The organism is Spirillospora sp. NPDC048819 (genome assembly GCF_040650055.1).
In the GTDB taxonomy this organism is placed as follows: Bacteria; Actinomycetota; Actinomycetes; order Streptosporangiales; family Streptosporangiaceae; genus Spirillospora.
In genome coordinates, this window is record NZ_JBEZGN010000006.1 from 241460 (window position 1) to 266814 (window position 25355).

The 25355-nt window shown below is 71.1% G+C and carries 21 protein-coding genes and 1 riboswitch; of the genes, 11 read left to right on the forward strand and 10 right to left on the reverse strand.

The window, feature by feature from the left end:
* Positions 1 to 93 precede the first annotated feature (93 nt).
* On the forward strand, positions 94 to 699 hold the full coding sequence (locus AB0C35_RS11910) for a transcriptional regulator (RefSeq protein ID WP_358453546.1): 606 nt from the start codon (positions 94 to 96) through the stop codon (positions 697 to 699).
* 50 nt (positions 700 to 749) lie between these two features.
* Here AB0C35_RS11910 and AB0C35_RS11915 read toward each other — a convergent pair whose 3' ends face one another.
* Positions 750 to 1832 (reverse strand): alkene reductase, encoded by a 1083-nt coding sequence (locus AB0C35_RS11915; protein WP_358453549.1) that lies wholly within the window; start codon positions 1830 to 1832, stop codon positions 750 to 752.
* Positions 1833 to 1923: 91 nt separating this feature from the next.
* On the opposite strand from AB0C35_RS11915, the gene AB0C35_RS11920 reads away from it, so the two are divergent.
* Complete coding sequence (locus AB0C35_RS11920) at positions 1924 to 2367, forward strand: MarR family transcriptional regulator (RefSeq protein WP_358453552.1); 444 nt, start codon at positions 1924 to 1926, stop codon at positions 2365 to 2367.
* 57 nt (positions 2368 to 2424) lie between these two features.
* Here AB0C35_RS11920 and AB0C35_RS11925 read toward each other — a convergent pair whose 3' ends face one another.
* The 3 genes from AB0C35_RS11925 to AB0C35_RS11935 all read right to left on the reverse strand — a co-directional run bounded on the left by AB0C35_RS11925 (position 2425) and on the right by AB0C35_RS11935 (position 5980).
* Positions 2425 to 4731, reverse strand: a complete 2307-nt coding sequence (locus tag AB0C35_RS11925) for a heavy metal translocating P-type ATPase (RefSeq protein ID WP_358453555.1) — start codon at positions 4729 to 4731, stop codon at positions 2425 to 2427.
* Positions 4732 to 4758: 27 nt separating this feature from the next.
* Positions 4759 to 5712: a hypothetical protein gene (locus AB0C35_RS11930; RefSeq protein ID WP_358453558.1), complete on the reverse strand. Its 954-nt coding sequence runs from the start codon at positions 5710 to 5712 to the stop codon at positions 4759 to 4761.
* Positions 5713 to 5773: 61 nt separating this feature from the next.
* Positions 5774 to 5980, reverse strand: coding sequence for a heavy-metal-associated domain-containing protein (locus AB0C35_RS11935; RefSeq protein WP_358453561.1), 207 nt, complete (start codon positions 5978 to 5980; stop codon positions 5774 to 5776).
* Positions 5981 to 6342: 362 nt separating this feature from the next.
* Here AB0C35_RS11935 and AB0C35_RS11940 point away from each other — a divergent pair, with 362 nt between their 5' ends.
* Positions 6343 to 7206: a DNA-formamidopyrimidine glycosylase family protein gene (locus tag AB0C35_RS11940; protein ID WP_358453563.1), complete on the forward strand. Its 864-nt coding sequence runs from the start codon at positions 6343 to 6345 to the stop codon at positions 7204 to 7206.
* A 3-nt stretch (positions 7207 to 7209) separates the two neighbouring features.
* Here AB0C35_RS11940 and AB0C35_RS11945 read toward each other — a convergent pair whose 3' ends face one another.
* The 3 genes from AB0C35_RS11945 to AB0C35_RS11955 form a co-directional block, all read right to left on the reverse strand.
* A complete protein-coding gene (locus AB0C35_RS11945; RefSeq protein ID WP_358453566.1) occupies positions 7210 to 9942 on the reverse strand; it encodes a beta-L-arabinofuranosidase domain-containing protein in 2733 nt (910 codons plus the stop codon).
* Between the two features lie 78 nt (positions 9943 to 10020).
* A complete protein-coding gene (locus AB0C35_RS11950) occupies positions 10021 to 11379 on the reverse strand; it encodes a glycoside hydrolase family 43 protein (protein WP_358453569.1) in 1359 nt (452 codons plus the stop codon).
* 268 nt (positions 11380 to 11647) lie between these two features.
* Entirely contained in the window at positions 11648 to 12529 is an 882-nt protein-coding gene (locus tag AB0C35_RS11955; protein ID WP_358453572.1) for an AraC family transcriptional regulator, read from the reverse strand.
* A 102-nt stretch (positions 12530 to 12631) separates the two neighbouring features.
* Here AB0C35_RS11955 and AB0C35_RS11960 point away from each other — a divergent pair, with 102 nt between their 5' ends.
* Complete coding sequence (locus tag AB0C35_RS11960; RefSeq protein WP_358453574.1) at positions 12632 to 13423, forward strand: phytanoyl-CoA dioxygenase family protein; 792 nt, start codon at positions 12632 to 12634, stop codon at positions 13421 to 13423.
* A 57-nt stretch (positions 13424 to 13480) separates the two neighbouring features.
* On the opposite strand, the gene AB0C35_RS11965 is transcribed toward AB0C35_RS11960, so the two are convergent.
* Together AB0C35_RS11965 and AB0C35_RS11970 are read right to left on the reverse strand one after the other, a co-directional pair.
* Entirely contained in the window at positions 13481 to 14452 is a 972-nt protein-coding gene (locus tag AB0C35_RS11965; protein ID WP_358453577.1) for a DUF1838 family protein, read from the reverse strand.
* 280 nt (positions 14453 to 14732) lie between these two features.
* Positions 14733 to 15194 (reverse strand): SSI family serine proteinase inhibitor, encoded by a 462-nt coding sequence (locus AB0C35_RS11970; protein ID WP_358453580.1) that lies wholly within the window; start codon positions 15192 to 15194, stop codon positions 14733 to 14735.
* A 46-nt stretch (positions 15195 to 15240) separates the two neighbouring features.
* Here AB0C35_RS11970 and AB0C35_RS11975 point away from each other — a divergent pair, with 46 nt between their 5' ends.
* From AB0C35_RS11975 to AB0C35_RS11990, 4 genes are all read left to right on the forward strand, one after another.
* Complete coding sequence (locus AB0C35_RS11975; RefSeq protein ID WP_358453583.1) at positions 15241 to 15576, forward strand: rhodanese-like domain-containing protein; 336 nt, start codon at positions 15241 to 15243, stop codon at positions 15574 to 15576.
* Positions 15577 to 15667: 91 nt separating this feature from the next.
* A riboswitch (TPP riboswitch) is annotated at positions 15668 to 15784 on the forward strand.
* The gene (locus AB0C35_RS11980) at positions 15777 to 17132 is read left to right on the forward strand and encodes a cytosine permease (protein ID WP_358453586.1); all 1356 of its coding nucleotides are present in this window, start codon (positions 15777 to 15779) and stop codon (positions 17130 to 17132) included. Its footprint overlaps the riboswitch before it by 8 nt.
* 75 nt (positions 17133 to 17207) lie before the next feature.
* Positions 17208 to 19223: a PAS domain-containing protein gene (locus AB0C35_RS11985; RefSeq protein WP_358453589.1), complete on the forward strand. Its 2016-nt coding sequence runs from the start codon at positions 17208 to 17210 to the stop codon at positions 19221 to 19223.
* 390 nt (positions 19224 to 19613) lie between these two features.
* Positions 19614 to 20153: an ATP-binding protein gene (locus AB0C35_RS11990; protein ID WP_358453593.1), complete on the forward strand. Its 540-nt coding sequence runs from the start codon at positions 19614 to 19616 to the stop codon at positions 20151 to 20153.
* Between the two features lie 29 nt (positions 20154 to 20182).
* On the opposite strand, the gene AB0C35_RS11995 is transcribed toward AB0C35_RS11990, so the two are convergent.
* Complete coding sequence (locus AB0C35_RS11995; RefSeq protein ID WP_358453596.1) at positions 20183 to 21391, reverse strand: arginine deiminase; 1209 nt, start codon at positions 21389 to 21391, stop codon at positions 20183 to 20185.
* A gap of 68 nt (positions 21392 to 21459) precedes the next feature.
* Here AB0C35_RS11995 and AB0C35_RS12000 point away from each other — a divergent pair, with 68 nt between their 5' ends.
* The 3 genes from AB0C35_RS12000 (at position 21460) to AB0C35_RS12010 (ending at position 25312) form a co-directional block, all read left to right on the forward strand.
* The gene (locus tag AB0C35_RS12000) at positions 21460 to 22764 is read left to right on the forward strand and encodes an MFS transporter (RefSeq protein WP_358453598.1); all 1305 of its coding nucleotides are present in this window, start codon (positions 21460 to 21462) and stop codon (positions 22762 to 22764) included.
* Positions 22765 to 22999: 235 nt separating this feature from the next.
* A complete protein-coding gene (gene tuf, locus AB0C35_RS12005; RefSeq protein ID WP_358453601.1) occupies positions 23000 to 24196 on the forward strand; it encodes an elongation factor Tu in 1197 nt (398 codons plus the stop codon).
* Between the two features lie 231 nt (positions 24197 to 24427).
* Positions 24428 to 25312: an endonuclease/exonuclease/phosphatase family protein gene (locus AB0C35_RS12010; protein ID WP_358453604.1), complete on the forward strand. Its 885-nt coding sequence runs from the start codon at positions 24428 to 24430 to the stop codon at positions 25310 to 25312.
* Positions 25313 to 25355 lie beyond the last annotated feature (43 nt).

The window sequence follows — 25355 nt, forward strand, 5'->3', positions numbered from 1 at the left end:
CCGGCCGCAAGACCAGGGCCCCGCCGGGTCGTACGACTCGGCGGGGTCTGGTCGTTTCCGGGGCGGGGTCGAGGCGATGCGAGACTTGCGGGCATGAGTCTCGCGGCGCATCTGGAAGAACTCGGCCGTCCGCTGGTCGACGACCAGCTCAAGCACCCCACCGTCGTGGGCATCGCGCAAGGGAACCTGGACGAGGCGGTGTTCCGCTCCTGGCTGGAACAGGACTACCTCTTCCTGCACGACTACGTGCGCGTGTTCTCCAGGCTGGCCTGGCAGGCCCCAGCCGCCCATCTCGGTGATCTCGTCGATCTCGCCTATGCGACGTTCCATGACGAGCTCGACCTGCACAGGTCGCTGTCCGCGAGCTTCGCCGCCGATCTGGACGGTGCGAAGAAGGGCCCGGCCTGCGCCGCGTACACGTCGTTCCTTCTGGACAGTGCCGCCGCGTACGCCGACGGTCTCGCCGCCCTCTACCCCTGCATGTGGGGCTATTCCACGCTCGGTGCCCGCCTGGCGGAGAACCCGCCGTCCGAGCCGCGCTACCGCCGCTGGGTCGACACCTACGCCGATCCCGGTTTCGCCGAGCTGACCGGACGCATCGCCCAGATGATCGACGAGTCCGGGGCCGACCGCGAGACCGCGGAGCGTCTGTTCCTGGAGGGCATGCGTCACGAGATCGCCTTCTGGGACGTCCCGTGACGACCCGCGCGGCCTGACACCGGGGGCCCAGGGCCGGAGCCGGGGCCGGGCTAACGCTGGGGCGCCAGGGCCGGGTAGTCGACGTAGCCTTCGGCGCCTCCGCCGTAGACGAGTTCCGGGACGTGCGCGTTGAGCGGCGCGTCCCCCTCGAAGCGGGCGGGCAGGTCGGGGTTGGAAATGAACAGCCGTCCGAACGAGAAGAGGTCGGCCAGGCCCACGGCGACGGCCTGTTCGCCGGCCTCCCGCGAGGTGGGCTCGGGGCCGTTGAAGTTCCCGATCAGGGTGCCCGACCAGCGCGGACGCAGATCGGCCAGCGCCCCGTAGGCGCCGCGCTCGATGATGTGCAGGTAGGCGAGGCCGAGCGGGTCGAGGGTGTCGACGAGCGCCCGGTAGGTGCCCTGGGGGTCCTGCTCGGCGATCTCGTTCTCCGGGTTGTCCGGGGAGATGCGCAGCCCGACCCGTCCGGGCCCCACCTCGGCGGCCACGGCCTCCACCACGTCGAGCGCGAACCGCAGCCGCCCGGCACGGGAGCCGCCGAACCGGTCGGTGCGCCGGTTGGTGTTCTCGGCGAGGAACTGCTGGATGAGGTAGCCGTTCGCGCCGTGCACCTCGACGCCGTCGAACCCGGCCCTGACGGCGTTGCGGGCCGCGGCGGCGAAGCCGGCGACCGCGGCCTCCGCCTCGGCGGTCGTCATGGCGCGCGGCGTGACGTGGTCGACGTCGCCCTCGCACGTGTAGATCGGCTCGCCCTCGATCCGGACGGGCGAGGGGGCGACCGGCGTCGCGCCGCCGGGCAGGTTGAGTGGATGCGTCATCCGTCCGACGTGCCAGAGCTGGGCGAAGATCGTCCCGCCCGCCGCGTGGACGGCCTCGGTGACGGCGCGCCACCCGTCGACCTGCGCGTCGTCGACCAGGCCGGGGATGCCGGGCCCGCCCTTGCCGATGACGTCCGGCCAGATCCCCTCGGTGACGATCAGCCCGGCGGTGGCGCGCTGCGCGTAGTACTCCGCGGTCAGCGGACGGGGGACGCCGGTCGCGTCGTCGGCCCTGCCCCGCGTCATCGGCGCCATGGCGATCCGGTTGGGGAGCTTCAGGTGCGGCCCGTCGTACGGAAGGAGCAGCGGGCTGGTCATCATCGGCCTCCATCGGCTTCAGAGAAGTTGTATGTACATGCAGATATTCTCATTGCATGTAAGGTGGTGTCAACAGAAGAGGGGGCGCGAGATGAGCGCAGGCGCGAGCGGCACCACGACGGGCACGGCGGACGATCTGCTCTGGGACGGCGTCGTGACCCTGCACGGACGCGTCGAGCACCAGCTCACCAAGGCGATGCAGCGACAGCACGGAATCGGCCTGTCGGAGTACCGGGCCCTGTGCCGGCTGTCCCGCGCCGACGACGGTGAGCTGCGGATGCAGGAGCTCGCCGACCTCATCGGCCTCAACCAGAGCTCGGTCAGCCGCCTCGTCGCCCGGCTGGAGGCCGCCGGCCTGACCCGCCGCGCCATGTGCCCCAAGGACCGCCGCGGCGTCTACACCGTCATCACCGAGGAGGGCCGCGCCGTCCAGGCGAAGGCCGGCCCGACCTACACCGCGACCCTCACCGAGGCCCTGGACGCCACCGCCGCGGACCCCGCCCTGGCCGCCCTGGTGGCGGCCCTCCGCACCTGACGACCCCATGCACGAAGCGCGCGGCCCCTCTGCGGGACCGCGCGCTTCGTGCATCGGTCAACGGGCTGCCGACAGCTCCTCCCGGCTGGGCTCGACGGGCGGCGGGACGGGCTCGCCGCGGTCCGCGTTCAGCGCCTTGAAGCGGCGCAGCCGCAGGCTGTTGCTGACCACGAACACCGAGGAGAACGCCATCGCGCCACCCGCGATCATCGGGACGAGCAGCCCGGCCGCCGCCAGCGGGATGGCAGCCACGTTGTAGGCGAACGCCCAGAACAGGTTGCCCTTGATCGTGCCGAGCGTGCGGCGGGACAGCCGGATCGCGTCGGCGGCGGCCCGCAGGTCCCCGCGGACGAGGGTCAGGTCGGACGCCTCGATCGCGACGTCCGTGCCCGTCCCCATCGCGAGACCCAGGTCGGCCTGGGCGAGCGCGGCCGCGTCGTTGACGCCGTCGCCGACCATCGCGACCGTCCGGCCTTCCGACTGGAGGCGCTTGACGACGTCGACCTTGTCCTGCGGCAGGACCTCGGCGATCACCTCGTCGATCCCGACCGCGTCCGCGACCGTGCGGGCCACCGTCGCGTTGTCGCCGGTCAGCAGCACCGGGCGCAGCCCCAGCGACCTGAGCTGCTCGATCGCCTCCCGCGAGGTCGGCTTGACCTGGTCCGCGACGGTGATCACGGCGCGGGCCTCACCGTCCCAGCCGACCGCGACGGCGGTGTGGCCGAGCGCCTGGGCCTTCTCCATGGCGTCTTCCAGGGCGGGAGTGAGGTGCTGTGACCATTCGGCGAGGAGCTGCGGCCGGCCGGCGATGACACCGCGGCCGTCCACGACTCCCTGGACGCCGAGCCCCTCGATGTTGGCGAAGTCCTCGACCGTGCCGAGGTCACCGACCCGTTCGGTAGCGCCCTTGGCGATGGCCTGCGCGATGGGGTGCTCGGACGCGTTCTCCAGCGCCCCCGCCAGCCGCAGGACGTCGTCCTCCAACACGCCGTCGGCGGTGACGACGCCGACCAGGGCCATGCGTCCCGTCGTGACGGTGCCGGTCTTGTCCAGGACGATCGTGTCGACCTTCCGGGTGGACTCCAGCACCTCGGGGCCCTTGATCAGGATGCCGAGTTGGGCGCCGCGTCCCGTCCCGACCATGAGTGCGGTCGGGGTCGCGAGGCCGAGGGCGCACGGGCAGGCGATGATCAGCACGGCGACCGCGGCGGTGAACGCGGCGGTGAGGCCGGCGTCGGCCCCGATCCAGAAGCCGAGCGTGCCGAGCGCCAGCGCGATCACCACCGGGACGAAGATCCCGGAGATCCGGTCGGCGAGCCGCTGCGCCTGCGCCTTGCCCGTCTGCGCCTCCTCGACGAGCCGGGCCATCTGCGCGAGCTGGGTGTCGGAACCGACGCGGGTGGCCCTGACCAGCAGCCGCCCGCCCGCGTTCACGGTGGCGCCGACGACGCCGTCGCCCGGCGCGACCTCCACCGGGACCGACTCGCCGGTCAGCATGGACGCGTCCACGGCGGACGAGCCCTCCTCGACCGTCCCGTCGGTGGCGATCTTCTCGCCGGGGCGGACGACGAACACGTCGCCCACGGAGAGACTGTCGACCGGGATGCGCTCCTCGCGTCCGTCCCGGATGACCGCGACGTCCTTGGCGCCCATCTCCAGCAGGGCGCGGAGGGCGGCGCCGGCGCGGCGCTTGGACCGGGTCTCGAAGTACCGTCCGGCCAGGATGAACATGGTGACGCCGGCCGCGGCCTCCAGGTAGATGTTCATCGACCCGTCCGAGCGGGTCATCGAGAACTCGAAGCCGTGCTTGATGCCCAGCTCACCGGCCGTGCCGAAGAACAGCGCCCACAGCGACCAGCCGAACGCGGCGATCGTGCCGACCGAGATCAGCGTGTCCATGGTCGCCGCACCGTGCCGCAGGTTGATCGCCGCGGCCTTGTGGAACGGCCATCCCGCGTACACGACGACCGGGGCGGCCAGCGTCAGCGACAGCCACTGCCACGCCTCGAACTGCAGCGCCGGGATCATCGCCATCGCGATGACCGGGACCGACAGGAGGACCGAGGTGATCAGCCGCTGCCGCAGCGGGCGCAGCCCGTCGTCCGGCTCCGGCGCCTGGTCTCCCTCGGACCTCGGCGGGGCAGGGAGCTCGGCGGAGTACCCGGCCTTCGCGACCGTGGCGATCAGCTCGTCCGTCGACACCCCCGCGGGGAACTCGACGCTGGCCTTCTCGGTGGCGTAGTTGACCGTCGCGGTCACGCCGTCCAGCTTGTTGAGCTTCCGCTCGATGCGGTTGGCGCACGACGCGCACGTCATCCCGCCGATCGCCAGCTCGACACGCCCGGACTCGATGTCCGTGCTCATCGCTCCTCCTCTGCCTCGATCGTGCGGTCAGTGCGTGTGGGGCCGGTCATCGTGGCCGGGCTCGTCCCCGGTCTCCTGGACGGGCACCGCGGCGTCGCCGGCGTGCACGGTGAACTCGGCCGTCCGGACCTTGCCGTCGTGCTTGAAGTCCAGGTACAGACGGTATGCGCCGGTGCTGGGCGCCTCGGCGAAGAACGTGATGCCGGGCCCCGGCTTCGTCTCGCCGTCGCCGGGCTCGCCGTCCGGGTGGACGTGGAGGTAGGCGAGGTCGCCCTGGCGCAGCGCCACCAGGTGGCCGTACGCCTCCAGGTACGGCTGCAGGTCGGTGACCGGCTTGCCGTCCTTGCTCACCGAAAGGGTGAGTTCAGTGGACTTGCCGGGAGTGAGGCCACCGGACAGGCTCACCTCGTATCCGTCCACCTTCGCGATCCTCTCGGGCTTCGGCAGCGGCGCGGGCCGCAGGTCGCCCGGGGCGAAGATGTCGGTTCCCAGCGTCAGCTGGCGCGGCGCACCTTCCGGGTGGATGTCGGTGAAGAACCGGTACACGCCCGCCTTGGGCAGCGTGATCGGCACCGTCCAGACGCCGCCCCCGGCCTCGGTCGGGTGCAGGTGCTGGAACCCCGACAGGTCACGCCGCGCGACGATCAGGTGGAGGCGCTTGCCGTGCAGGGGCTTGAACCCGGTGACGGGCTTGCCGTCCGGCCCGTTGACGGTGAACCGGAAGTCGGTCCGCTTGCCGGGCGTCAGCGTCGTCTTGCGCGGGACGAGCGTGTAGCCGTCCTCGGAAACCTGCAGCCCGCCGGGCGCATGGGACGCCGCGGCGCCGTGCCCCCCGCCTTCGCCGCCGTGCCCCGCGCCTTCATGGGACGCCGTCTCGGCCGTGGCCCCGACGGGCCCGACGACCTTGCCGATCCCGGCGGCTCCCCCGAAGACCACGGCCAGGCCTACGGCGTAGGCTCCCACTTTGGTCGCGCTGTTCATGCCGATCCACTCCGCTCGATCCTCTGGGACGCACCCCGCCTGGACGCGGGATGCGCTCCGCTCATGACTTCAGTTCGTAACCGGCCTCTTCGACGGCGTCCTTGACCAGGGCGTCGTCGAGGGGCGCGTCGCTCGTCACGGTCACCCGGCCGGTCGGCAGGTCGACGTCGACGCCGGTCACGCCGGCGATCTGCTCGACCTCCTCGGTGACCGAGCTGACGCAGTGGCCGCAGGTCATCCCGGTGACGGTGTAGGTGGCGGTGCTCATCTGGCGTCTCCCTCGCTTATTACCCCTGGGGGGTATCTCGTGAACCTCATGCTGCCATAACCGATCGCCCGGATCAACCCCTACCCCCTAGGGGTTATTTCGAGATCCAGGTCACACCCCGTGAACCCGGCCGGCGAATCACCCGCGCAGGCTCCCCGAGGCGGTTACCCGGGGGTCGTTACAGCGAAGTTATCCACACCCTGGGTGACCGCCGCCCCGACCCCCCTCGTAGCGCTTTGCCCGGATTCATTGAGGTATCGACCCCGGAAAAGCCGTACATGCAAGCGGATCCGAAGTTGTGCACAAACTTTTCCACAGCCTTCCACAGCCCTGTGGACGACTTCATCGCCGATACTGAAGCCATGCCTGAGCTACCAGAGGTCGAGGCGCTGGCGGGCTTCCTGCGGGAGCGCGTGGTCGGCCATGCCGTCGCCCGGATCGATGTTCTCGCCATCTCCGCGCTGAAGACCTACGACCCGCCGGTGACCTCGCTGGGCGGGCTGACCGTCACCGGCGCGTCCCGGCACGGCAAGTTCCTCGACCTGGACGTCGACGGCCTGCACCTGGTGATCCACCTGGCCCGCGCCGGCTGGCTGCGCTGGCGGGACGAGATCCCGTCCAGGCCCGTCCGTCCCGGCGGCAAGAACCCCCTTGCTCTGCGCGTCCACCTGGACGACGGCTCCGGCTTCGACCTGACGGAGGCCGGCACGAAGAAGGGCCTCGCCGTCTACGTCGTCCGCGACCCCGCCGACGTGCCGGGCGTCGCCTCGCTCGGCCCCGACCCGCTGGTCGACGCGTTCACCCCCGAGGCCCTCGCCGCGATCGTCAACGGCAAACGCACCCAGATCAAGGGCCTGCTGCGCGATCAGAAGGTGATCGCCGGAATCGGCAACGCCTACTCCGACGAGGTCCTGCACGTCGCGAAGATGTCCCCGTTCAAGATCGCCGCGTCCCTGACCGAGGACGACGTCGCCACCCTGCACGAGGCGATCGTCGCCACCCTGCGGGACGCGGTGGAACGCTCACGCGGCCTCGAAGCCCAGGACCTCAAGGGCGAGAAGAAGACCGGCCTGCGCGTCCATGCCCGCACCGGCCAGAAATGCCCCGTCTGCGGCGACACCATCCGCGAGGTCTCGTTCGCCGACTCGTCCCTCCAGTACTGCCCCACCTGCCAGACGGGCGGCAAACCCCTCGCCGACCGCCGCATGTCCCGCCTCCTCAAATGAGGTCTAGAGGAAGTGCCAGAGGTGGTCGTTGGTGCCGTTGTCGTCCCAGATGACGATCTGAGCGCCGCGGGTGGGGGAGGCGCCGCTGACGCCCAGGACCCGGCCGCCGTTGGCGCACTGGATGCGGAAGTGGCCGCTCGTGGTGTGGCGCAGCCGCCAGCGGTGGTCGTCGGTGCCGTTGTCCGTCCACTGCAGGACGCGGGCGCCGTTGGCGTTCGCCATGTTCTCGACGCCCAGGACCTTGCCGCTGTGGGCATTGCGGAAGCGGACGTGACCGTCGGTGTCGAGGACGGCGGACCAGAGGTGATCGGGCGTTCCGTTGTCGTCCCACTGGACGACCAGGCCGCCGTCCGACGTTGACATGTCCTGCACGCCTAGGACGAGACCGGTGGCCAGGTTCTGGATGCGTCGGGTCCCGTTGGGCACGAACCACCATCGGTTGTCCGCGGTCCCGTTGTCGGAGTCCTGGACGGCCTGGGCGCCGGCGGCCGTCGAGCCGTCGAGGATCGCCAGCAGTTTGCCGCTGTTGGCGTTGCGGATCTTGTGGGTGCCGTCACCCGCGTCGATGACCGTCCAGCGATGGTCCGCCGTGCCGGTGTCGGACCACTGCAGGACGCGGGCGCCGTCCGCCGTCGACATGTTCTCGACGCCGAGGACCTTGCCGCTGTTGACGTTGCGGAACTTCACGGCGTCGCCGTCGACGGGCATTTCCCAGTCGTGGTCCGGGGTGCCGGTGTCGCCCCACTGCAGGGCCAGGGCACCGTCGGCCGAGGACATGTCCCTCACGCCGAGGACCAGGCCGCTGGCGGCGTTGAACAGCCGGTAGCTCGGGACGGCCTCACCTCCGCCGGAGGTTCGCCAGTACACGGTGTAGTTGTGGCCGTGCGCGTCAAAGAACGGGATGAGGCCCACCTGGGAGCCGTTGGCGGTGGCGGAGAAGGTCAGCGCGTTCGGGTCGGTGCGGGTGATCGACGCTGCGTCCAGTGCCGGGAGGGTGTTGAGCGCGGTGTTGCCGTAGTTGCCCGACAGGACCGCCGGGCCATAGATGATCGCGGCGACACCGGCGTCGTCGTTGGCGGCGCGCATGATCACCCGCATGGGCAAGCGGACGGTGACCCGGTCGCCGGACGTCCAGGACCGGGTCAGGGTGGCGTAGTGGCCCGGGGTCGTGGCGATGTTCTGTGCCGTGCCGTTGACGCTGATGGTCGCCCCGCTGGTCCAGGCCGGGATGCGGATGCGCATCGTCCACGTTCCGCCGACGTCGCCGGTGACGGTCAGGGTGGTGGTGTCGCTCGCCGGGTAGCTCGTGGTCTGGGTGACGGTGATCCCGCGCTGCGACCAGTTGAGCACCGACGGGGTGAACAGGTTCACCGTCAGCGTGGTGCCGTTGTGGAAGTAGATGGAGTCCATCAGTTTCGTGTTGGTCTCCAGGGCCGTCCCCTGACAGCACCAGAACGTGCCGTAGTCGGTGCTGAAGCTGCCCCCGCCGACCACCGGCCCGGTCTGGCCTCGGCGGCCGCCCGGGTTGAGGCCGGTGAAGTAGCAGACGTGGCCGTGGCCGCTGGCGGGGTTCTGCTGGCCGATGAGGTGGTTGAGCAGCGCGCCCTCGTAGAAGTCGAAGTACGCGGCCTGGTCCGGGTCCAGCAGCCACAGCTCCCGGGTCAGCTTGAGCATGTTGTAGGTGTTGCACGCCTCGGCCGTGTCGCTTTTCAGGTACGAGGCGATGGCGTGCGGCGCCCGGAAGTGCTCCGCCTGGCTGTTGCCGCCGATCGCGTAGGTGTGCGCGTCGACGGTGATGTTCCAGGCGTTGGTGGCGATGTCGCGGTAGCGGGTGGTGCCGGTGGCCTTGAACTCCCGGGCGGCCCCCACCCACTTGGGGACCTGCGTGTTGGCGTGCAGGCCGTTGAGCCGGTCCGTGCCGTCCGCCAGCGGATCGAAGACGGCGGCGTGGTCGAACCGCCGCGCCACCGTGAGCCAGCGGGCGTCGCCGGTCTGCTGGTACAGGTCGGTCAGGACGGCGTTCATGCCGCCGAACTCGATCCTCAGCGTGGTCTGCATCTGGTCGTACGTCAGCCGGCCGGTCCGCCAGTCGACCCACCCGGCGAACCGCAGCAGTACGTCCCGCGCCTGCGTGCTGCCGATGTACCGCCACACGTCCAGGAGGCCCGCCAGGGTCTTGTGGAGGCAGTAGTACGGCACGCCCTTGCGCGCGCCCGTTTCCACGGTGTCGAGGTCGGATTCGGGGAACCCGGACAGGTAACCGGTGTTGAACCCCGCGACGGCGTTGTTCGCCTGGCACTTGGCCAGCTCGGCGACCATGTGGTTCGCCTTGTCCCGGCAGGTGGTGTCCCCCAGTACCGCCCACGCCTGCGCCCAGGCGGTGAGGAAGTGACCCTGGCTGTGGCTCCGGAACTCGAAGTTGGGCCCCTCCCACCCTCCGCACGGCGTCGCCCCCTGCGTGGACAGCCGGTGGTTCGCGCGGAAGCTGAACAGCAACCGGTCGACGTCGACGAAACGCAGGTACGCCAGCGTGCGGTTCTGGTTGTCCAGCCAGCGGCCGGCGGTCAGGCGGACCTGACCGAACTCGAACGGATGGGCCGAGACGCCGATGTCGTCGCGGGCGGGCGGCACCGCGGCCACGGCGATGCCCCCGGCGGCGGCGGGCACGGCGGGCGCGACGACGGCGATGCCCGCGGCCTGCAGCAGGCGGCGGCGGCTCAGATGCGGGGACGGCATGACTTGACTCCAAGATCGTTCAGCTGGGGTGCGGGGAGGCCCGCCCGGCGCGGGGAGGGACCGCGCCGGGCGGGGTGGTCAGGGAGTGACCCGGAACGTCGCGTCCTGCCGGTCGGTGGCGCTCGACGAGGCGCTGACCGGGTCGATCCGCAGCACGAAACCGGAATGCCGGAGGTAGCGCGCCGGGTAGTTGTGGGAGCGGAACGACGACCAGCCGGCGTCGGCGAGACCCGCGGTGCGGTGGAAGGTGGCGTCGGCGCGGAACGTCGCCGTGCCGTCGTTCTGGTCGAGCCGGACCTCGAAGCCGCTGTGCCGCAGGTAATGGCCGGGACGGTTCACCGACTCGAACGACACGCCGGCCGGATCGGCCAGTCCGGGCGCCATCCGCCACATCTGGTCCTGGTACGGGTCGAACGGGTACGCGTCGAGCCGCCCGACGTAGTTCGCATGCCGGACGTAGCGGTCCGGGTAGTTGGACGACTTCAGCCGAACCCAGTCAGGTAGGCCCCAGCGGGCGACCAGGGCGTCGTACTCGGCGGCGGTGATTCCGGTGATCGAGCCGTGCTTGGAGTTCAGCGGCGGGGTGTAGTCGCGCTGGTTCATTGCCGTCCAGGCCCCGCTGCCGATGTCCGGGGCGGACCAGGCGTAGTAGTCGTTGTTGACGGGGCTGAACGAGTCGCCCCACAAGCGCCACCCGCCGTCGTTGCTCTTGACCAGCAACGGTGCCTCGATCGCGTTTCCCTGCCTCAGCCCGCCGGTGTAGGTGGTGAAACTGCCGGGCGCTCCGGTCGATGACCTCGCCCCGTAGAGAAGCCCATTGGACAGGTTCTTGTAGTACAGGTACGTCGTGCCCCCGTCCACCACGACGTCCCCGTCCAGAACGCCGGAGCCGGGGCTGAAGAAGACCTGGGGCGCGCTCACCGAGCGGAAGTCGGTCGTGTAGTTCACCATCAGCACGTCGCCGCCGTTGTTGGCGGAGTAGACGATGCCGTACTGCCCGCGGGAGGCGTCCCAGAACGCCGTCGGCGCCCAGGTATGGGTGCTCAACGAGTGCATCCTGATCCGGCGGTACCCGGTGAAACTCGTCAGGTCCGTGGAATCCCATGCGTGCAGGTACTGGTTGTCCTGCGAGAAGTCGGTGCCGTAGAGGTCGGTGGCCAGTACGACGAACGTGCCGTCCTGCTTGCGGTACACGAAGGGATCGCGAAGCCCCCGCGTGCCCGCCGTCGGCGTGGCCACCGGGGCATTGCCGTTCAGCGGCGTCCAGTTGAGACCGTCCCGGCTGACCGCGAGGTGCAATCCGTAGTTCGCTCCCGCCATCTGGGGCGTCTCGGTGAAGTACGCCATGACGTAGGCGCCGTAGGCCGCCGACGCGGCCGGCGGACCGCTGACCACGATGGCCGCGCCCGCGGTGGATGCGCTGATGAGCAGTGTCAAGGCTCTCCGGCGGGTGATCAAGGCGGCGATCCTTTCCGCAGACGACGAAGCCAGGGTCGTATCGTTGGATAATGTGAGCGATAACATAGGTCCTGTCAAGACCATGAACCACGGACTTTGAGGCGCGTGCCCTAGGAGGCCTGGCGTGCGAAGCGCTCCCTTCGAATGGGTGCCGGCAGGTCGCCAAGGGGAGAATGTTTGCGCAAACACATATCTGGCTTGGGCATTAACATGAGAACCCGATACCGCCGCGTGCCGGAAGTTCGCCCTACAGGTCGCCTGATTCGGTGGGATGGGCGGCGGAGCGGCTGCGGCGTCGGTACTCGGTGGGGGTCAGGCCGACCAGGGTTCGGAAGCGGCGGGCGAAGTAGGTCGGGTCGGCCCAGCCGACGGCGGCGCCGACCCGGGCCGCCGGCAGGGCCGAGTGGGCGAGCAGGGTGGCGGCGCGCTCGGCCCGCAGCCGGGCCAGGAAGGCCAGTGGCGTCAACCCGACGTGCCGGACGAACAGCCTGCCGAGATAGGCGGGATCCAGGTTGACCGCCTGCGCGAGGTCATCCAGCCGCCACGGATCGGCGGGTGCTTCCTCCAGCCGGGCGATGGTGGCGGCGACGGCGGGGTGGACGGCGGATTCCTCCCGTCCGGGGCCGCGGCCGTCGGCCAGGATGCCGAGCACCGTGACCAGCCGTCCCAGCACGCGGCCCGGCCCGCTCCGGCCGGCCCCGAGGCCGCGTTCGAGCAGGACGATCTCCGCGATGGCCTCCTCGGCGGCGGCCGGATCGACGGACGTGACCGCCACGCCGTGCGTGCCGGAGGCCACCGGGTCGGTCCACAGCATCCGGCGCAGCATCGGGATGTCGTACAGCGCCGCCAGTTCGGCTTGAAGCGCCTGGGCGGAAACGCAGCAGTTGGCCACGGTCAGGTCGGCGCAGTCCCGGAACCCGTGCCAGGCGCCGGGACGGAGCACGATGACCTGGCCGCGCTGCAACGCGTGCTCGCCCCGGCTGGTCATGTGCCGGCCGCGACCGGCTCCGATCACCGCGATCTCGAGGAAGTCATGCGCGTGCGGCTCGATGCCGGCGTCCAGGCGGTGGACGCCGCCCATGACCGGGCCCTCGGCGAACAGCGCGTGCTCGTGCAGGGTGGCGGCCATGTCGGGATCGTACGACTACCCGCCGGGATCGGCCTAGCCCGGAGCGGCGCGTCACGGCGACGCTGAGGTGCATCACAGCGGCGAGAACCTTGGAGGTCAGTGATGACAACGATGACGACCGGCTCGTCCCAGAGCGACATCGGCGCCGACGGCCGGGTGCCGGACGAGCTCGTCGCGGCCTACCGGGAATCCGGTTTCGTTCGAGTGCGCGGTGTCCTCGGGCCGGAGCAGGTCGAGCGTTTCCGGGGCGGCGCCGAGGGGTTCCTGGAGGCGCATCGCGCGGAGAGTCTGGAGCAGCAGGGCGTCTTCAGCCAGCTGGTCAACGTCTGGCGGCGGGATCGGACGCTGCGGGAGCTCACCTTCGACCGGCGGCTCGGCCGGATCGCCGAACAGCTCGCCGGGTTCCCGCTGCGGCTCTGGCACGACCAGATGCTGGTCAAGGAGCCGCACAACAACGCCGCCACGGAGTTTCACCAGGACCGCCCCTACTGGCCTCATGCAGGCGACCGGCTCCCGCTGTCGGCGTGGGTGGCGCTTGTCGACGTTCCGCCCGAACGAGGCTGCATGACCTTCCTGCCCGGAACCCAGGATCGCACCGGCCTGCGCCCGCAGGACCTCCACCACGAGGACGACCTGTTCGCGGTGGACCCGTCCTTGCGCTGGATCCCCCGCGTCACCGTGCCGCTCCGCGCCGGCGACTGCACCTTCCACAGCGGCTATACCGGTCACATGGCGCTGCCCAACCGCACCGACCGGGCCCGGCTCGCGCACGTCGTCATCTACATGGACGAGGCGACCCGTTACAGCGGAGCCGAGCACGTCGTGACCGACCCTCTCGGCCTTGCCGTGGGCGACCGGCTGGACGGCGACACCTTCCCCCGCCCCTGGGCTTGACGCCACGCAGACGTCAGGCCCCGGCGGGTCGCCGGGGCCTGACGACCGACCGCCGTGTTACCGGCCGTTCTGGTCGCACCACTGTGACCAGGTCAGCTCACCGTTCCGGAGCTGCTTGTGGAAGAAGGAGGTCCAGGACGTCTCGTTCGGGCCGGGTGCCTTGGGGCTGGTCTTATAAAGCGGGTAGTCCTCGCTGATGGTCTTCTTCAGCCAGGGCTCCAGGTCCTTGAACGAGTCCAGCGTCCAACTGCGGGCGTGGTACACGAGCTGGGCGTCGGTGTCCTTCTCGGCGACGCATGTCCACGGGACGAACGGGCCGGTGCGGGTCCAGGAGTTGGTGACCTCCATCGCGCCCTTGGGCAGGCCCTGGGAACGCCGGCGGGCCTCCTTGCCGTCCACGTAGAAGTCGAACATCTCCCAGGAGGCGTACATCCCGTCGCGGAGTCCGAAGTCGTCGCCGGTGATGTTCTTGATGCTGTAGCGCGGCGGGATGTCGGCCGTGGACACCAGGTTGTCGTGGACCTTGCCGCTCATGGGCATCCGGAAGCCGGGCGTGACGGTGAACGGGCCCTGGTTCACCGCGTCGTTGTTGACCGGGACGACGGGGTAGGTGCGGCCGTTCAGGGGGTTCTGCCACTGGTGCAGGATCTTCGTGGGGTCGTCCGGGTCGGTGTAGAAGACGATCTCGCGGGTGAGCAGGTGCAGCTTGTCGGTGCCCGGTTCGCGGTAGAGGCGGCGGATGTTGTAGCCCTCGATGCCGAACAGCTTCGTGCCGTGCCTCAACTCGGGGACGGTGTCGCCGGGGGCGTTGACGTACACGGAGCCCGAGATCCGGTACAGCATGTCCTTGCCGTCGGGGCGGCCCAGGGTTTGCAGGCTGATGCGCGTGTCCTGGTCCGTGATCCGAGTGTAGAGAGGGCCGGGATCGGTGGGGGCGAAGCGGGGATCGGCGGAGGCGGCTCCGGGAACCGCGTAGACCGCCAGGGCGAGAGCGGTCGCTCCCAGGGCCAGGAACGAGCGTCGGGACATTCGTGACTCCTCAGTGGGGCAGGGGGATGAGGGAGGCGGAGCGGGGAGCCGGTCCGGGGATCCGGACGTTCACGCCTCCGTTCCACGCATGGGAAAGTCGTTCCGATCGTAGCCAGGCCGCCGATTTTATGGAACGGCATTACTCCTATCGGAACAGAGTCCTGTGATCTGCGCGCTCGTTCGCCGCGCCGCCGTCCGAGAGCACATCAGGCCCCGGCGGGACGCCGGGGCCTGATGTGCCTGATGGATCGGGAACGGAGCCGGAACGGGGAGGGCTCGTTCAGCGGACCTTGGGGACGTTGCCGAAGAGCGGGGCCACTTGGGTCCAGCGGTGGAGCTGGCAGCCGTCCTTGCGGGTGAACGTGGTGTCGATCTCCTTGCCGTGCCAGGTGCCCTTGACCGTGGCGACCGCGGGGCCGCCGTAGATCTTGGTGCACATCTGGTCTTTGGGGACGGGTTTGAACGGGTCCTTGGTCTTGGCCAGGGCCGCGCAGGCTTCGGCGGCCTTGGGATGGCCGCCGCCCGGCGGTTCGCAGGTCAGGGTCCAGGTCTTGGCGGGGGCCTCCGCGGAGGCCTTGACCTCGATGGTGAGCGTGTCCGCCGGCGAGTCGGAGGGTTGCACGGACGTCGCGCCCGAAGGCTTGTCGGCGGGGTTTCCGTTGGCCTGTTCGTCGCCGCAGGCGGCCGAAGAGAGGAGCACGGCCAGCCCGGGCGCCACGAACAGGAGCGTCCGATACCGCATGCGTGATTCGACGCAGGGGCACTTCGCGCGGTTCCATGGGGGTGTGATGAATTTCGGGGACGACGTGCCGGCCGTGGTGGCCGCTGACGTTCCGCAGGACGGGTACCTGCTGGACGTGCGGGAACAGGACGAGTGGGACGCGGGTCACGCGCCGGAGGCGGTCCACATCCCCATGGGTCAGCTCGGTGACCGCGCCGGGGAGGTACCCCGTGATCAGGAGGTCTTCGTGATCTGCCGGTCCGGGGCCCGGTCCGCGCAGGTGACCGTGGCGCTCAACCAGGCGGGCTGGCTGGCCAAGAACGTCGACGGCGGGATGAAGGGCTGGGCGGAGGCGGGACGTCCGATGGAAGGCGGCGGCGACGGTCCCCCGTACGTGGCGTGATCTGTTCTTCTGAGGTGATCTGCACCCTATTGGTGGAAGCCGGGTCCTTGTACGATCTGGGCTGACCACCGGGTCGGCCGAACGTGTGCCGATCCATGTCCGCGGGAGCTCGGGCCAAAGCCGGGCTGAGAGGGCGGCCTTCGAGGCGTCGCCGACCGCATGAACCTGTCCGGGTAATGCCGGCGTAGGGAGTGTGCTCCGTGACGTCCGACGTCAAGCGTCCGAACGAAGTCCCCTTCACTCTCGAAGAACCCGCCCCCAAGGTTCTGGGGTTCTGGGACCAGGGCGCCTTCTGGGCGAACCTCGGGGTCAGCCTGCTGGCCTTCTCCGGCGCCTACACCGTCCTGGCGCCGGACACCGACGGCAATCCGACGCTGTCCATCATGGCGGGCATCGTTGCGATGTCGGTCGGCACGATCCTGGGCGGGCTGATGCTCGGCCTCGCCGCCGTCCCCGGCGCCCGCACCGGGCAGCCGGCGATGGTGCTGCTGCGCGGGCTGTTCGGCGCGAAGCTGTCGTACGCGCCCACCGTCCTGAACATCGCGCAGCTCGTCGGCTGGGGGACGTTCGAGCTGATCGTCATCGCGGACGCGGCGACCCAGCTGTGGGACGGGATACCCCGGTGGGGCTACGTGGTCGCCGCCGGGCTGATCACGACGGTGCTGACGATCTGGCCGCTGGGGTCGGTCCGCCTGCTGCGCCGGTACGTGACGGTCGCCGTGGCGATCGCGCTGGTGTACTTCTACGTCCAGATCCTCCGCGAGCCGCTGCCCGACCTGTCGCAGGGGTCGTGGGGCGGGTTCTGGATCGGCGCGGACGCGGCGCTCGCGGTGTCGATCTCGTGGGTGCCGGTCGCCGCCGACTACACCCGGCACTCGCGGACGGAGCGCGCGGCGTTCGGCGCCGCGGCGGTCGGCTACTCGGTCACGCAGATCGTCGCCTATGTTCTCGGCCTGCTGGCGCTGGCGCTGGTCGCGGGCAACACCGAGAACGTCTTCGACCCGTTCCTGGGCGCCACGCTCGGCGTGGTCTTCTTCGCGGTGTTCGTGCTGCGGGAGGCGGACCAGTCGTTCGCAGACACCTATTCGACCGCCGTGTCCATCCAGAACCTCGCGCCGCGCGCCGACCGCCGTGTGCTGAGCATCGGGCTCGGCATCACGATCACGGTTCTCGCGCTGGTCCTGGACATCGGCGACTACGCAGGGTTCCTGTCGCTGATCGGGTCGGTGTTCGTGCCGATGCTCGGCGTCCTGGCCGCCGACTTCTTCCTCGGGCAGCACCGCCGGGCCCGCGCGGCGGGGGGCGCCGGGCATCTCGACGGGTGGGACGTGTCGCGGACGGCGCCGTCCCGCTGGGGGATGATCGGCGCCTGGACGGCCGGGTTCGTCGTCTACCAGCTCATCAACCCCGGCACCGTGGACGCCTGGGCGGGCTTCTGGACGGACGTCCGGGACGCCGTGCATTTCGTCCCGCAGAGCTGGATGAGCGCCTCGCTGCTGTCGTTCCTGGTGTCCGGGTCGGCCGCGCTTCTCATCGGCCGGGTTACCAGGCGGTAGCCTTACTAAAAGGTAAGGGTGACGTGGGAAGTTTCGGTGCAAGTTACCCGGCGAGCGTGAGGGTCGGGTGGCACGATGACAGGCGTGCACCACCACGTCCACGACCCGATCGCGCGCGCCGTCATCGAGAGCGCCGCCGACGCGATCGTGGCCGTTGACCAGCGGCACCGCGTCACGGTGTGGAACCCGGCGGCCGAGCGCATGTTCGGCTGGAAGGCCGAGGAGATGGTCGGCCGGGTCCCGCCGATCGTGCCGGACGAGCTGAAGGCCGAGCACAACGCCGTCCAGGAACGGCTCCTCACGCGGCGGACGGGCGAGGGCGAGAGCGGGCAGATCTCGATCGCGACCCGCAGGTTCCACCGCGACGGCCGCCTCATCGACGTGCGGATCGACACGAGCCTGCTGAAGGACCCGTCCGGGAACCTGCTCGGCTGGGTCGGGGTGTACCACCCGGTGGACGAGGACGAGATCGTCCAGCACCACATGACCGAGCGGGCCCGGCTCGTCCGGCGGCTGAACGACATCGTCGCCGACCTGAACGCGGAGCTGAACCTGGCCGTCGTCCTCGACCGGATCACCGCGGCGCTGATCGAGCTGACCGGCGCCGACGCGGGCGGGTTCGTGCGGATCGAGGGCGAGCGGCTGCGGCTGGTCAGCATGTCCGGGCTGCCCGAGCACATGCGCGGGACGTCCGCCGAACTGCGGCCGAGCCTGGTCGGGGAGGTGCTGCGGTCGGGCAAGACCGTCCTGCTCGCGACGGGCGAGCGGCGCCTCGGCGACCTGATCTGGTCGGAGCTGTCCGGGCTGCACACGATCGCGCTCGGGCTGTCGTACCTGCAGAACCGGCCGTACGGCGCGCTCTACGCGCTGTTCTCCGGCCGCAAGGTCGGGCACACCGAGCTCGAACTGCTGGAACTGCTCGCCGGGCACGCCGGCGTCGCGGTCGGCAACGCCGTCGCCTACTCGGAGGTCGTCCGGCAGCGGGCGCACGAGCGCGCCGTCATCGACTCCAGCGCGGACGGCATCGCCGTGCTGGACCACGACCTCGTCGTCCGGCAGTGGAACCCCGCCGCGCACGCTCTCACCGGCATCCCTCCGGAGGACGCGATCGGGCGGCCGCTGCCGTTCGACATGCCCGCGCTCGGGGAGATGCTGACGTTCCGGCTGGAGTCGGGGACGTGGCTGAACGTGCTGGCCGCCGAGATCGAGGAGACCGGCGAGCTGGTCGTCGACTTCCGGGACGTGTCGGAGGCGAAGGCGCTCGAAGAGGCCAAGGACCTGTTCCTCGCGACGACCAGCCACGAGCTGCGCACCCCGATCACGGTCGTGCAGGGCTTCGCGTCCACGCTGGTCAACCGGTGGGACGAGATGGCCGACACCGACCGCCGCGGCGCCGTCGCCACGATCGCCGAGCGCGCCCAGTCGCTCGGCCGCCTCGTGGAGCATCTGCTGCTGGGGTCCCGCGCGGGCGCCGACGAGCTGACCGTGACGATCGAGTCGTTCGACCTGGCCCGGGTGCTGGAGGGCGTCGTCGCGGGGTTCCGGTCGCTGTCGCCGCTGCACCGGGTCGAGCTGGAGATCGCGCCGGATCTGCCGCCGTGCCAGGGGGACGCGATGGCGACCGACATCGTCCTCGGGCAGCTGCTGGAGAACGCGTTCAAGTACTCCCCGGACGGCGGGACGGTCAGCGTCCGGGCCGTCCGCGAGAAGTCCGACGTCGTGGTGACGGTCGCGGACGAGGGCATCGGCATCCCGCCCGGCGACCATGAGCGGATCTTCGAGCGGTTCGTCCAGGGGGAGGCGGGGGACCGCCGGCGCTTCGGCGGCATCGGGCTCGGCCTCTACATCGTCAAGCGCCTGACGGAGGCCCAGGGCGGAACGATCTCGGCACATCCGGGCGGAACCGGCAATCGTGAGGTATCTCACACGAACGCGTACGGGCGCGGAGGAAAGGGGTCGGCGGCCCCGGCGACGCTGCCGCCCCGGCGGCCGAACACCCTCCTGCGCGCGGCGGACGGGCGAGGACCCGCAGGTGGCGCGCATCCGGGCGACGGCACGTGCATGCGGCTCGTGCTCCGCGCCGCGGACTGAGCGTCCGCCCCGCCCCAACCCGGCGGTGGTTACTCACCGTGAGGACACTTCCTCGATGGTGCCGTGGTGAGAGCGTTGTGACCAGGGCAATCAGCGGTCTCGACAGGTGGCAGGGTTGGCCTGTGCGGGAAAGTACGGTGGCGCCAGGGTGTGATGGACGAAACGCGCGCGTGAGGAGTAAATCCGCCGTTGGCTGGATAGATCCTTTGATGGTTGCCGTTGGTGACGGGATTCCGATCCGGGGGTGATCACCGTGACCGGATGGGCGGTGACTCGTTGTGCAGGTGGCAGACTGAATCGTTCGGGTTTCCGGCCATGGCCATCAGGGCATTTCGGTCGTACTGGAAGCGCGATGACGGGAATCGTCCGGGTAAGCGGAACCACGGGGAGGTGAGGGCGTCGAGCGTCGTACTGCTGCCCCACGCGCCGTCCAGCGTCGCGGTCGCCCGTAAGCGCCTCAGCTCGGAGCTCGTCGACTCGGGCGTCTACGAGTCTATCGTCGACGACGCGGCCGTCATCGTCAGCGAACTCATCAGCAACGCCCTCCGGCACGCGCGGCCGCTGCCGTCCGGCCAGGTCAGGGTCTGCTGGCTGCGCCGCGGGGACCTCCTCGAAGTCGAGGTGAGCGACGGCGGCGCCATGACCGAGCCGCGCCGCGGCCCGGGCACGCTGTCCTCGCTCGGCGGACGCGGGCTCGGCATCGTCGAGGCCCTGTCCGAAGGCTGGGGCGTGCGCCACGATGAGAGCTCCACCACGGTGTGGGCCGTCCTGCGGGCCCCCAGGTCGTCAGGCGACGGCCGGGCGGGCGCCCCGACCGGGGCACAGGTCGCCGTGCCCGACCTTTCCGACTTTCCGGACCTCACGGACGAGCCGGATGACGAAATCCGCAACGGATCCAGATCGGCCCAGAGCAGCGCTTACCCCGCCTAGCCGGCCGGGCAGGCCACGCGACGGGCGCCTCAGACTTCGTCGCGGAGGATCGGGCAGGACATGCAGCGCGGGCCGCCCCGGCCGGTGCCCAGTTCGCTGCCGCTGATCCGGATGACCTCGATGCCGGCCGCCTCCAGCTGCGCGTTCGTCTCGATGTTGCGTTCGTAGGCGACGCACAGGCGCGGCGCGACCGCCAGGGTGTTGTTGCCGTCGTCCCACTGCTCGCGTTCCGCGGTGACCGGGTCGAGGCCCGTGTCGATCACCGTGAGCCGGTCCAGGCCCATCGCCTCGGCCGCCGCGTCCAGGAACGGGCGCGGTTCGGCGACCCTCAGGCCGCCGTCGTCGAGCGTCACCGTGTAGGCCGTCAGGGAGTGCGCGATCGGCGGGTACATCACGACGGTGTCGACGTCGACCATCGTGCACACCGTGTCCAGGTGCATCGTCGCCCGCTCCTGCGCGATCGGGACGGCCAGGACGGTGTGCGCCAGCCCCGCCCCGATCACCTGGCGGGCCAGCCGCTCGACACCCGCCGGGGTCGTCCGCTCGCCCGTCCCGACGGCGATCACTCCCGGGCGCAGGAGCAGCACGTCCCCGCCCTCGAGATGTTCGAGGGACGGCGAGTACACCGGTTCCACCCCGTCGAACCGGGGATGGTGCGCGTAGACGAGGCCGGTCAGCGCCGCCTCCCGCCGCCGGGCCTCCATGGCCAGGCTGGTGACCGCCACCCGGTCGCCGATCCAGGTGCTGTTGTCGCGGGTGAACAGCAGGCCGGGCAGCGGATCGACGATGAAGTCGAGCCGGTCCATCAGCCGGTAGACGAGGCCGTGCCCGGACTTCAGCTCCTCGTGCGCCAGCCCGGCGATCAGCGTGTGCGCCAGGTTCTCCGGGTCGAGATCGCGCAGATGGCCCTCGACGGCGCGGCGGAGCTGGTCACCGAGGCGCAGGTCGACGATCGCGTCCGCGATCGCCTGCTCCCGCGCCGCCCCGTACTCCAGCGCGTCCTGCAGCAGCTCCGTCACGTACAGGACCTCGACGCCGTGCGACCGCAGCGCCTCGGCGAACGCGTCGTGCTCCTCCTGCGCCCGGCCCACCCACGGGATCGCGTCGAACAGCAGCTTGTCGCTGTTGCGCGGCGTGAGCCGCTTCAGCTCCGCGCCGGGACGGTGCAGCAGGACGGTCCGCAGCCGCCCGACCTCACTGGTGACCCGATGTTCGTGTGCCGTGCCCAATGCCGTCACACTCCGCAGTCTAGGTGGGCGCCGGCGGGCCGGACCGGCCGGACCGTCGCCTGTGCCAGGATGCGAGCGTGCCCGGCAGGACGGCGGCGCTCCCGCTTCACCTCACGTCGGCGACGCTGCTGCGGGTGTCCGCCGAGGGTGTCGCGACGGCGCTGGTCCTGACCGTCCAGGCGCGCACCGGCGACGCCGCCACCGCCGGATACCTGCAGACCGCGATGACGCTCCCGTACATCCTGAGCGGCCCGCTGATCGGCAACGCGCTGGACCGGGTGGGACGTCCCCGCCGCATCGCGGTCGCCCTGGCCGCCGGGTACGCCGTCGCCACCGCGCTGCTCCTGACGACGGCGGGACGGTCGCCGCTGGCCCTCGCGCTGCTCGTCGCCGCCGTGATCGGCTGCACCGAGCCGGTCGTCGTGGCGCTGACGAGCCTGCTGCCCCGCTTCGTCCCCGCCGGGCGGCTGTCGCGCGCGTACGGCCTGGAGGCGTCCAGCTACAACCTCGCCGGCATCGCGGGCCCCGGCCTCGCCGCCGGGCTCGCCGCCCTGGCGGGCGGCCAGTACGCCGGCGTCGCCATCGTCGCCGCCGGCGTCCTCGGCCTCCTCAGCCTCCCCCTGCTCCCGTTCCCCGGCCCGCCCCCATCCCCATCCCCGTCCTCGTCCCCGGACGCGGGCTCGGCTTCGGAGGCGACCGCGGGCCCGGGCGGCGCGGCCGAGGGGGCGGGCGAAGGCGCTGTGTCAGCGGCCGCGGGGTGGTTCTCGATGATGACGGGCGGGCTGGCCGTCCTCTTCGAGGGACGGGTGCTGCGGGCGCTGACCGTGGCGACGACGCTCGCGTGGATGGGGTTCGGCGGCGTCGCGGTGACGGCGGTGCTGCTCGCCGGGCACATCGGCGCCGCGCCCAGCGCGGGCGGGCAGATGCTCGTGGCGCTGGCGATCGGTTCGCTGGCCGGCTCGCTCGCGTCCAGCCGGTGGCTGACGCCCAAGCACGGGGAACCCGTCATGATCGCCGGGCTCGTCGGGTTCGGGACGTCCCTCGCGTCCCTCGCGGTGGCGCCGTCCCTGCCGTGGGCGATGGCGGCGTGCGTCGCCGCGGGAATCTCCGAGGGGCCCGTGTTCGCGGCCACGCTGATGCTCCGCCAGCGGGAGGCGCCGCCGGAGCGGCTCGGGCAGGTCAACACGACGGCCGGCAGCCTCAAGATCGGCGCGTCCGCGGTCGGCGCCGCGCTGACCGCCGCGTCCGCCGCGGCGATCGGGCCGGTCGGGCTGGTGCTCGCGATCGCCGGGTTCCAGTTCGCGGGCGCGGCCGTCGGCGTGGTGCTCCTGCGCGTTCCCGCACGTGGAAAACCTGTCGACCCGGTCAAGCGCGGCCCGTAGCCTTCGGATCATGTTCTTCGCGGCCGGCACCCGGACGCTCGCGGGCCACGGCCTGCCGAGCGCGGTGCCGGCCGCCTGCCCGGCAGCCGCAGCGAACGCCGGCGCCGCCGACGACGGCGCGCGAAGCTGACCCCTCTCCGTCCCGCCCCTTCGGAGAACCAGCGGAGGGGGGTCGTCGAGGAATGCGCGTGCGCGCGCATGGGTTCTCACCGGATCCACCAGTGAGGACGAGACAATGGCCAAGCGCCTTTACGAGCGCGACAAGCCCCACCTGAACATCGGGACGATGGGGCACGTCGACCACGGCAAGACGACCCTGACCGCGGCGATCACCAAGGTGCTCGCCGACCGCGGGCTGGCGTCCGCCACGCCGTTCGAGCGCATCGACCGCGCCCCCGAGGAGCGCGACCGCGGCATCACCATCAACGTCGCGCACGTCCAGTACGCGACCGCGACCCGGCACTACGCCCACGTCGACATGCCCGGCCACGCCGACTACGTGAAGAACATGATCACGGGGGCGGCGCAGGTGGACGGGGCGGTGCTCGTCGTGTCCGCGCAGGACGGGGCGATGCCGCAGACCCGCGAGCACATCGTCCTGGCCCGCCAGGTCGGGGTCGGGCACATCGTGGTGGCCCTGAACAAGGCCGACATGGTCGAGGACGCCGAGCTGCTCGACCTCGTCGAGCTGGAGGTCCGGGAGCTGCTGTCGGAGTACGGGTTCCCCGGCGAGGAGATCCCGGTCGTCCGGGTGTCCGGCCTGCGGGCGCTGGAGGGCGACCCGTACTGGACGGCCCGCATCGGCGACCTGCTCGACGCGATCGACGCGTACGTGCCGGTGCCGCCGCGGGTGCTCGACGAGCCGTTCCTCATGCCGGTCGAGAGCGTGCTCACGATCACCGGGCGCGGCACCGTCGTGACCGGCGTCGTGGCGCAGGGCTCGATCCGCGTCGGCGACGCCGTCGAGGTCGTCGGGCTCGGCGACACGTTCGGCACGGTCGCGACCGGGCTGGAGACGTTCGGCCAGTCGATGGACCACGCCGAAGCGGGCGACAACACGGCGATGCTGCTGCGCGGCGTCAAGCGGGACCAGGTCCGGCGCGGCCAGGTCGTCAGCGTGCCGGGCGCGATCCGGCCGCACCTGCGGTTCCGGGCTCGGGTCCGGGTGCTGACCGCGGACGAGGGCGGTCGGAGCAGGCCGTTCTTCCACGGCTACCGGCCGCAGTTCCACTTCCGGACCACGGACGTGGTCGGCGCCATCGACCTCGGGGGCGAAGGCCGCATGGCGCTGCCCGGCGACTCGGTCGAGATGGCCGTCGAGCTGGGCAGGCCGGTCGCGATGGCCGAGGGCCTCGGCTTCGCCATCCGCGAGGGCGGCCGGACGGTCGGCGCCGGCACGGTCACCGGGCTGCCCGGGACGCGGGCGGACTGAGAGACGAAGGCCGCACGCCTACAGGCCGAGGGCCCGCAGGCGCGGAAGCAGGGCTAGCGGGACGGGGCCCGGCGGGAACACTCGCCGGGCCCCCTAGCCTTGGTCGCGGAAATCGCCGCATCCGGGTACCCGAATCGTGAATGACCGACTGGTCGCGAATCACTGGCAAAAGCGATCTTGATGTGGTGAGATTCCGCCATCATCCCCCGCTGACAGTCCCCTGGAGAACGTGTGCGATCCCCCCGCGCCCTGATCCCCCTCTTCTCGGTCTGCGCGGCCGCCGCGGTCGTGACCGCGGCCGCCACCGGTGCCGGCATCGAGGACCTACCGGGCGGCGGAGGCCCCGCCCACGCCGACGGAGCCGCCCCCCGCCCCGACGCCGTGACGATCAATGCGATGACCTGGAACGTCTGCGGCGACGCCGATCCCGGCTGCCCGCTCGGCACGGCCCCGGCCGCCCTCGGAAAGCAGATCGTCCAGCGGATGGGCGCCACCGAGGTCGGCGGACGCGAGGTCGCCACGAACGCGGTCCTCCTCCAGGAGGTCTGCGAGGGCCACATCCGCGACTTCAAGAAGGCCCTGGGCAAGTGGAGCTGGGCGTTCACGCCGCTCCCCAAGGGCCCGGAGTGCGCGCAGGGCCAGGGCCGCCTCGGCGTCGCCATCGGCGCCGACGCCCCGCTCGCCGACACCGGCGAGAGCAAGCTGCCCGCGCCTCCCGGCCAGGCCCACGTCGCCCTGTGCGGCGAGGTCCCGTCCTGGGCGACCCGGGTCTGCGTCACGCAGCTCAGCGCGACCGAGGACGGTGAATGGCGCCGCAAGCAGGCCCGCGCCCTCGTCGCCCTCGCCGGCACCGGACGCGTCCTCGTCGGCGGCGACCTCGCCGACACCCCCGGCAGCCCGGCCCTCGACCCGCTGTACGACGTCTACTCCGAATGCGACCAGTCCGGCTCGTCCCGCACCGGCGCCAAGACCCGCCAGAACTGGCAGGGCACCGCGGTCGCGAAGACCGACTACCTGTTCATCACCAAGTCGGCCGCCGTCTCCTGCAGCGTCCCCGACACCCGCACCAAGGCGTCCGACCACCGCCCGCTGTCCGCCGTGGTCCGCTACCTGTGACGCGAAGGCCCCCGGTGTCAGACGCCTGACACCGGGGGCTTCA

Bases quoted from the DNA above. Each gene is read 5' to 3' on its own strand.
- AB0C35_RS11910 (WP_358453546.1), top strand. From the start codon at position 94: ATGAGTCTCGCGGCGCATCTGGAAGAACTCGGCCGTCCGCTGGTCGAC.
- AB0C35_RS11915 (WP_358453549.1), bottom strand. From the start codon at position 1,832: ATGACCAGCCCGCTGCTCCTTCCGTACGACGGGCCGCACCTGAAGCTC.
- AB0C35_RS11920 (WP_358453552.1), top strand. From the start codon at position 1,924: ATGAGCGCAGGCGCGAGCGGCACCACGACGGGCACGGCGGACGATCTG.
- AB0C35_RS11925 (WP_358453555.1), bottom strand. From the start codon at position 4,731: ATGAGCACGGACATCGAGTCCGGGCGTGTCGAGCTGGCGATCGGCGGG.
- AB0C35_RS11930 (WP_358453558.1), bottom strand. From the start codon at position 5,712: ATGAACAGCGCGACCAAAGTGGGAGCCTACGCCGTAGGCCTGGCCGTG.
- AB0C35_RS11935 (WP_358453561.1), bottom strand. From the start codon at position 5,980: ATGAGCACCGCCACCTACACCGTCACCGGGATGACCTGCGGCCACTGC.
- AB0C35_RS11940 (WP_358453563.1), top strand. From the start codon at position 6,343: ATGCCTGAGCTACCAGAGGTCGAGGCGCTGGCGGGCTTCCTGCGGGAG.
- AB0C35_RS11945 (WP_358453566.1), bottom strand. From the start codon at position 9,942: ATGCCGTCCCCGCATCTGAGCCGCCGCCGCCTGCTGCAGGCCGCGGGC.
- AB0C35_RS11955 (WP_358453572.1), bottom strand. From the start codon at position 12,529: ATGGCCGCCACCCTGCACGAGCACGCGCTGTTCGCCGAGGGCCCGGTC.
- AB0C35_RS11960 (WP_358453574.1), top strand. From the start codon at position 12,632: ATGACAACGATGACGACCGGCTCGTCCCAGAGCGACATCGGCGCCGAC.
- AB0C35_RS11965 (WP_358453577.1), bottom strand. From the start codon at position 14,452: ATGTCCCGACGCTCGTTCCTGGCCCTGGGAGCGACCGCTCTCGCCCTG.
- AB0C35_RS11970 (WP_358453580.1), bottom strand. From the start codon at position 15,194: ATGCGGTATCGGACGCTCCTGTTCGTGGCGCCCGGGCTGGCCGTGCTC.
- AB0C35_RS11975 (WP_358453583.1), top strand. From the start codon at position 15,241: ATGAATTTCGGGGACGACGTGCCGGCCGTGGTGGCCGCTGACGTTCCG.
- AB0C35_RS11985 (WP_358453589.1), top strand. From the start codon at position 17,208: ATGACAGGCGTGCACCACCACGTCCACGACCCGATCGCGCGCGCCGTC.
- tuf (WP_358453601.1), top strand. From the start codon at position 23,000: ATGGCCAAGCGCCTTTACGAGCGCGACAAGCCCCACCTGAACATCGGG.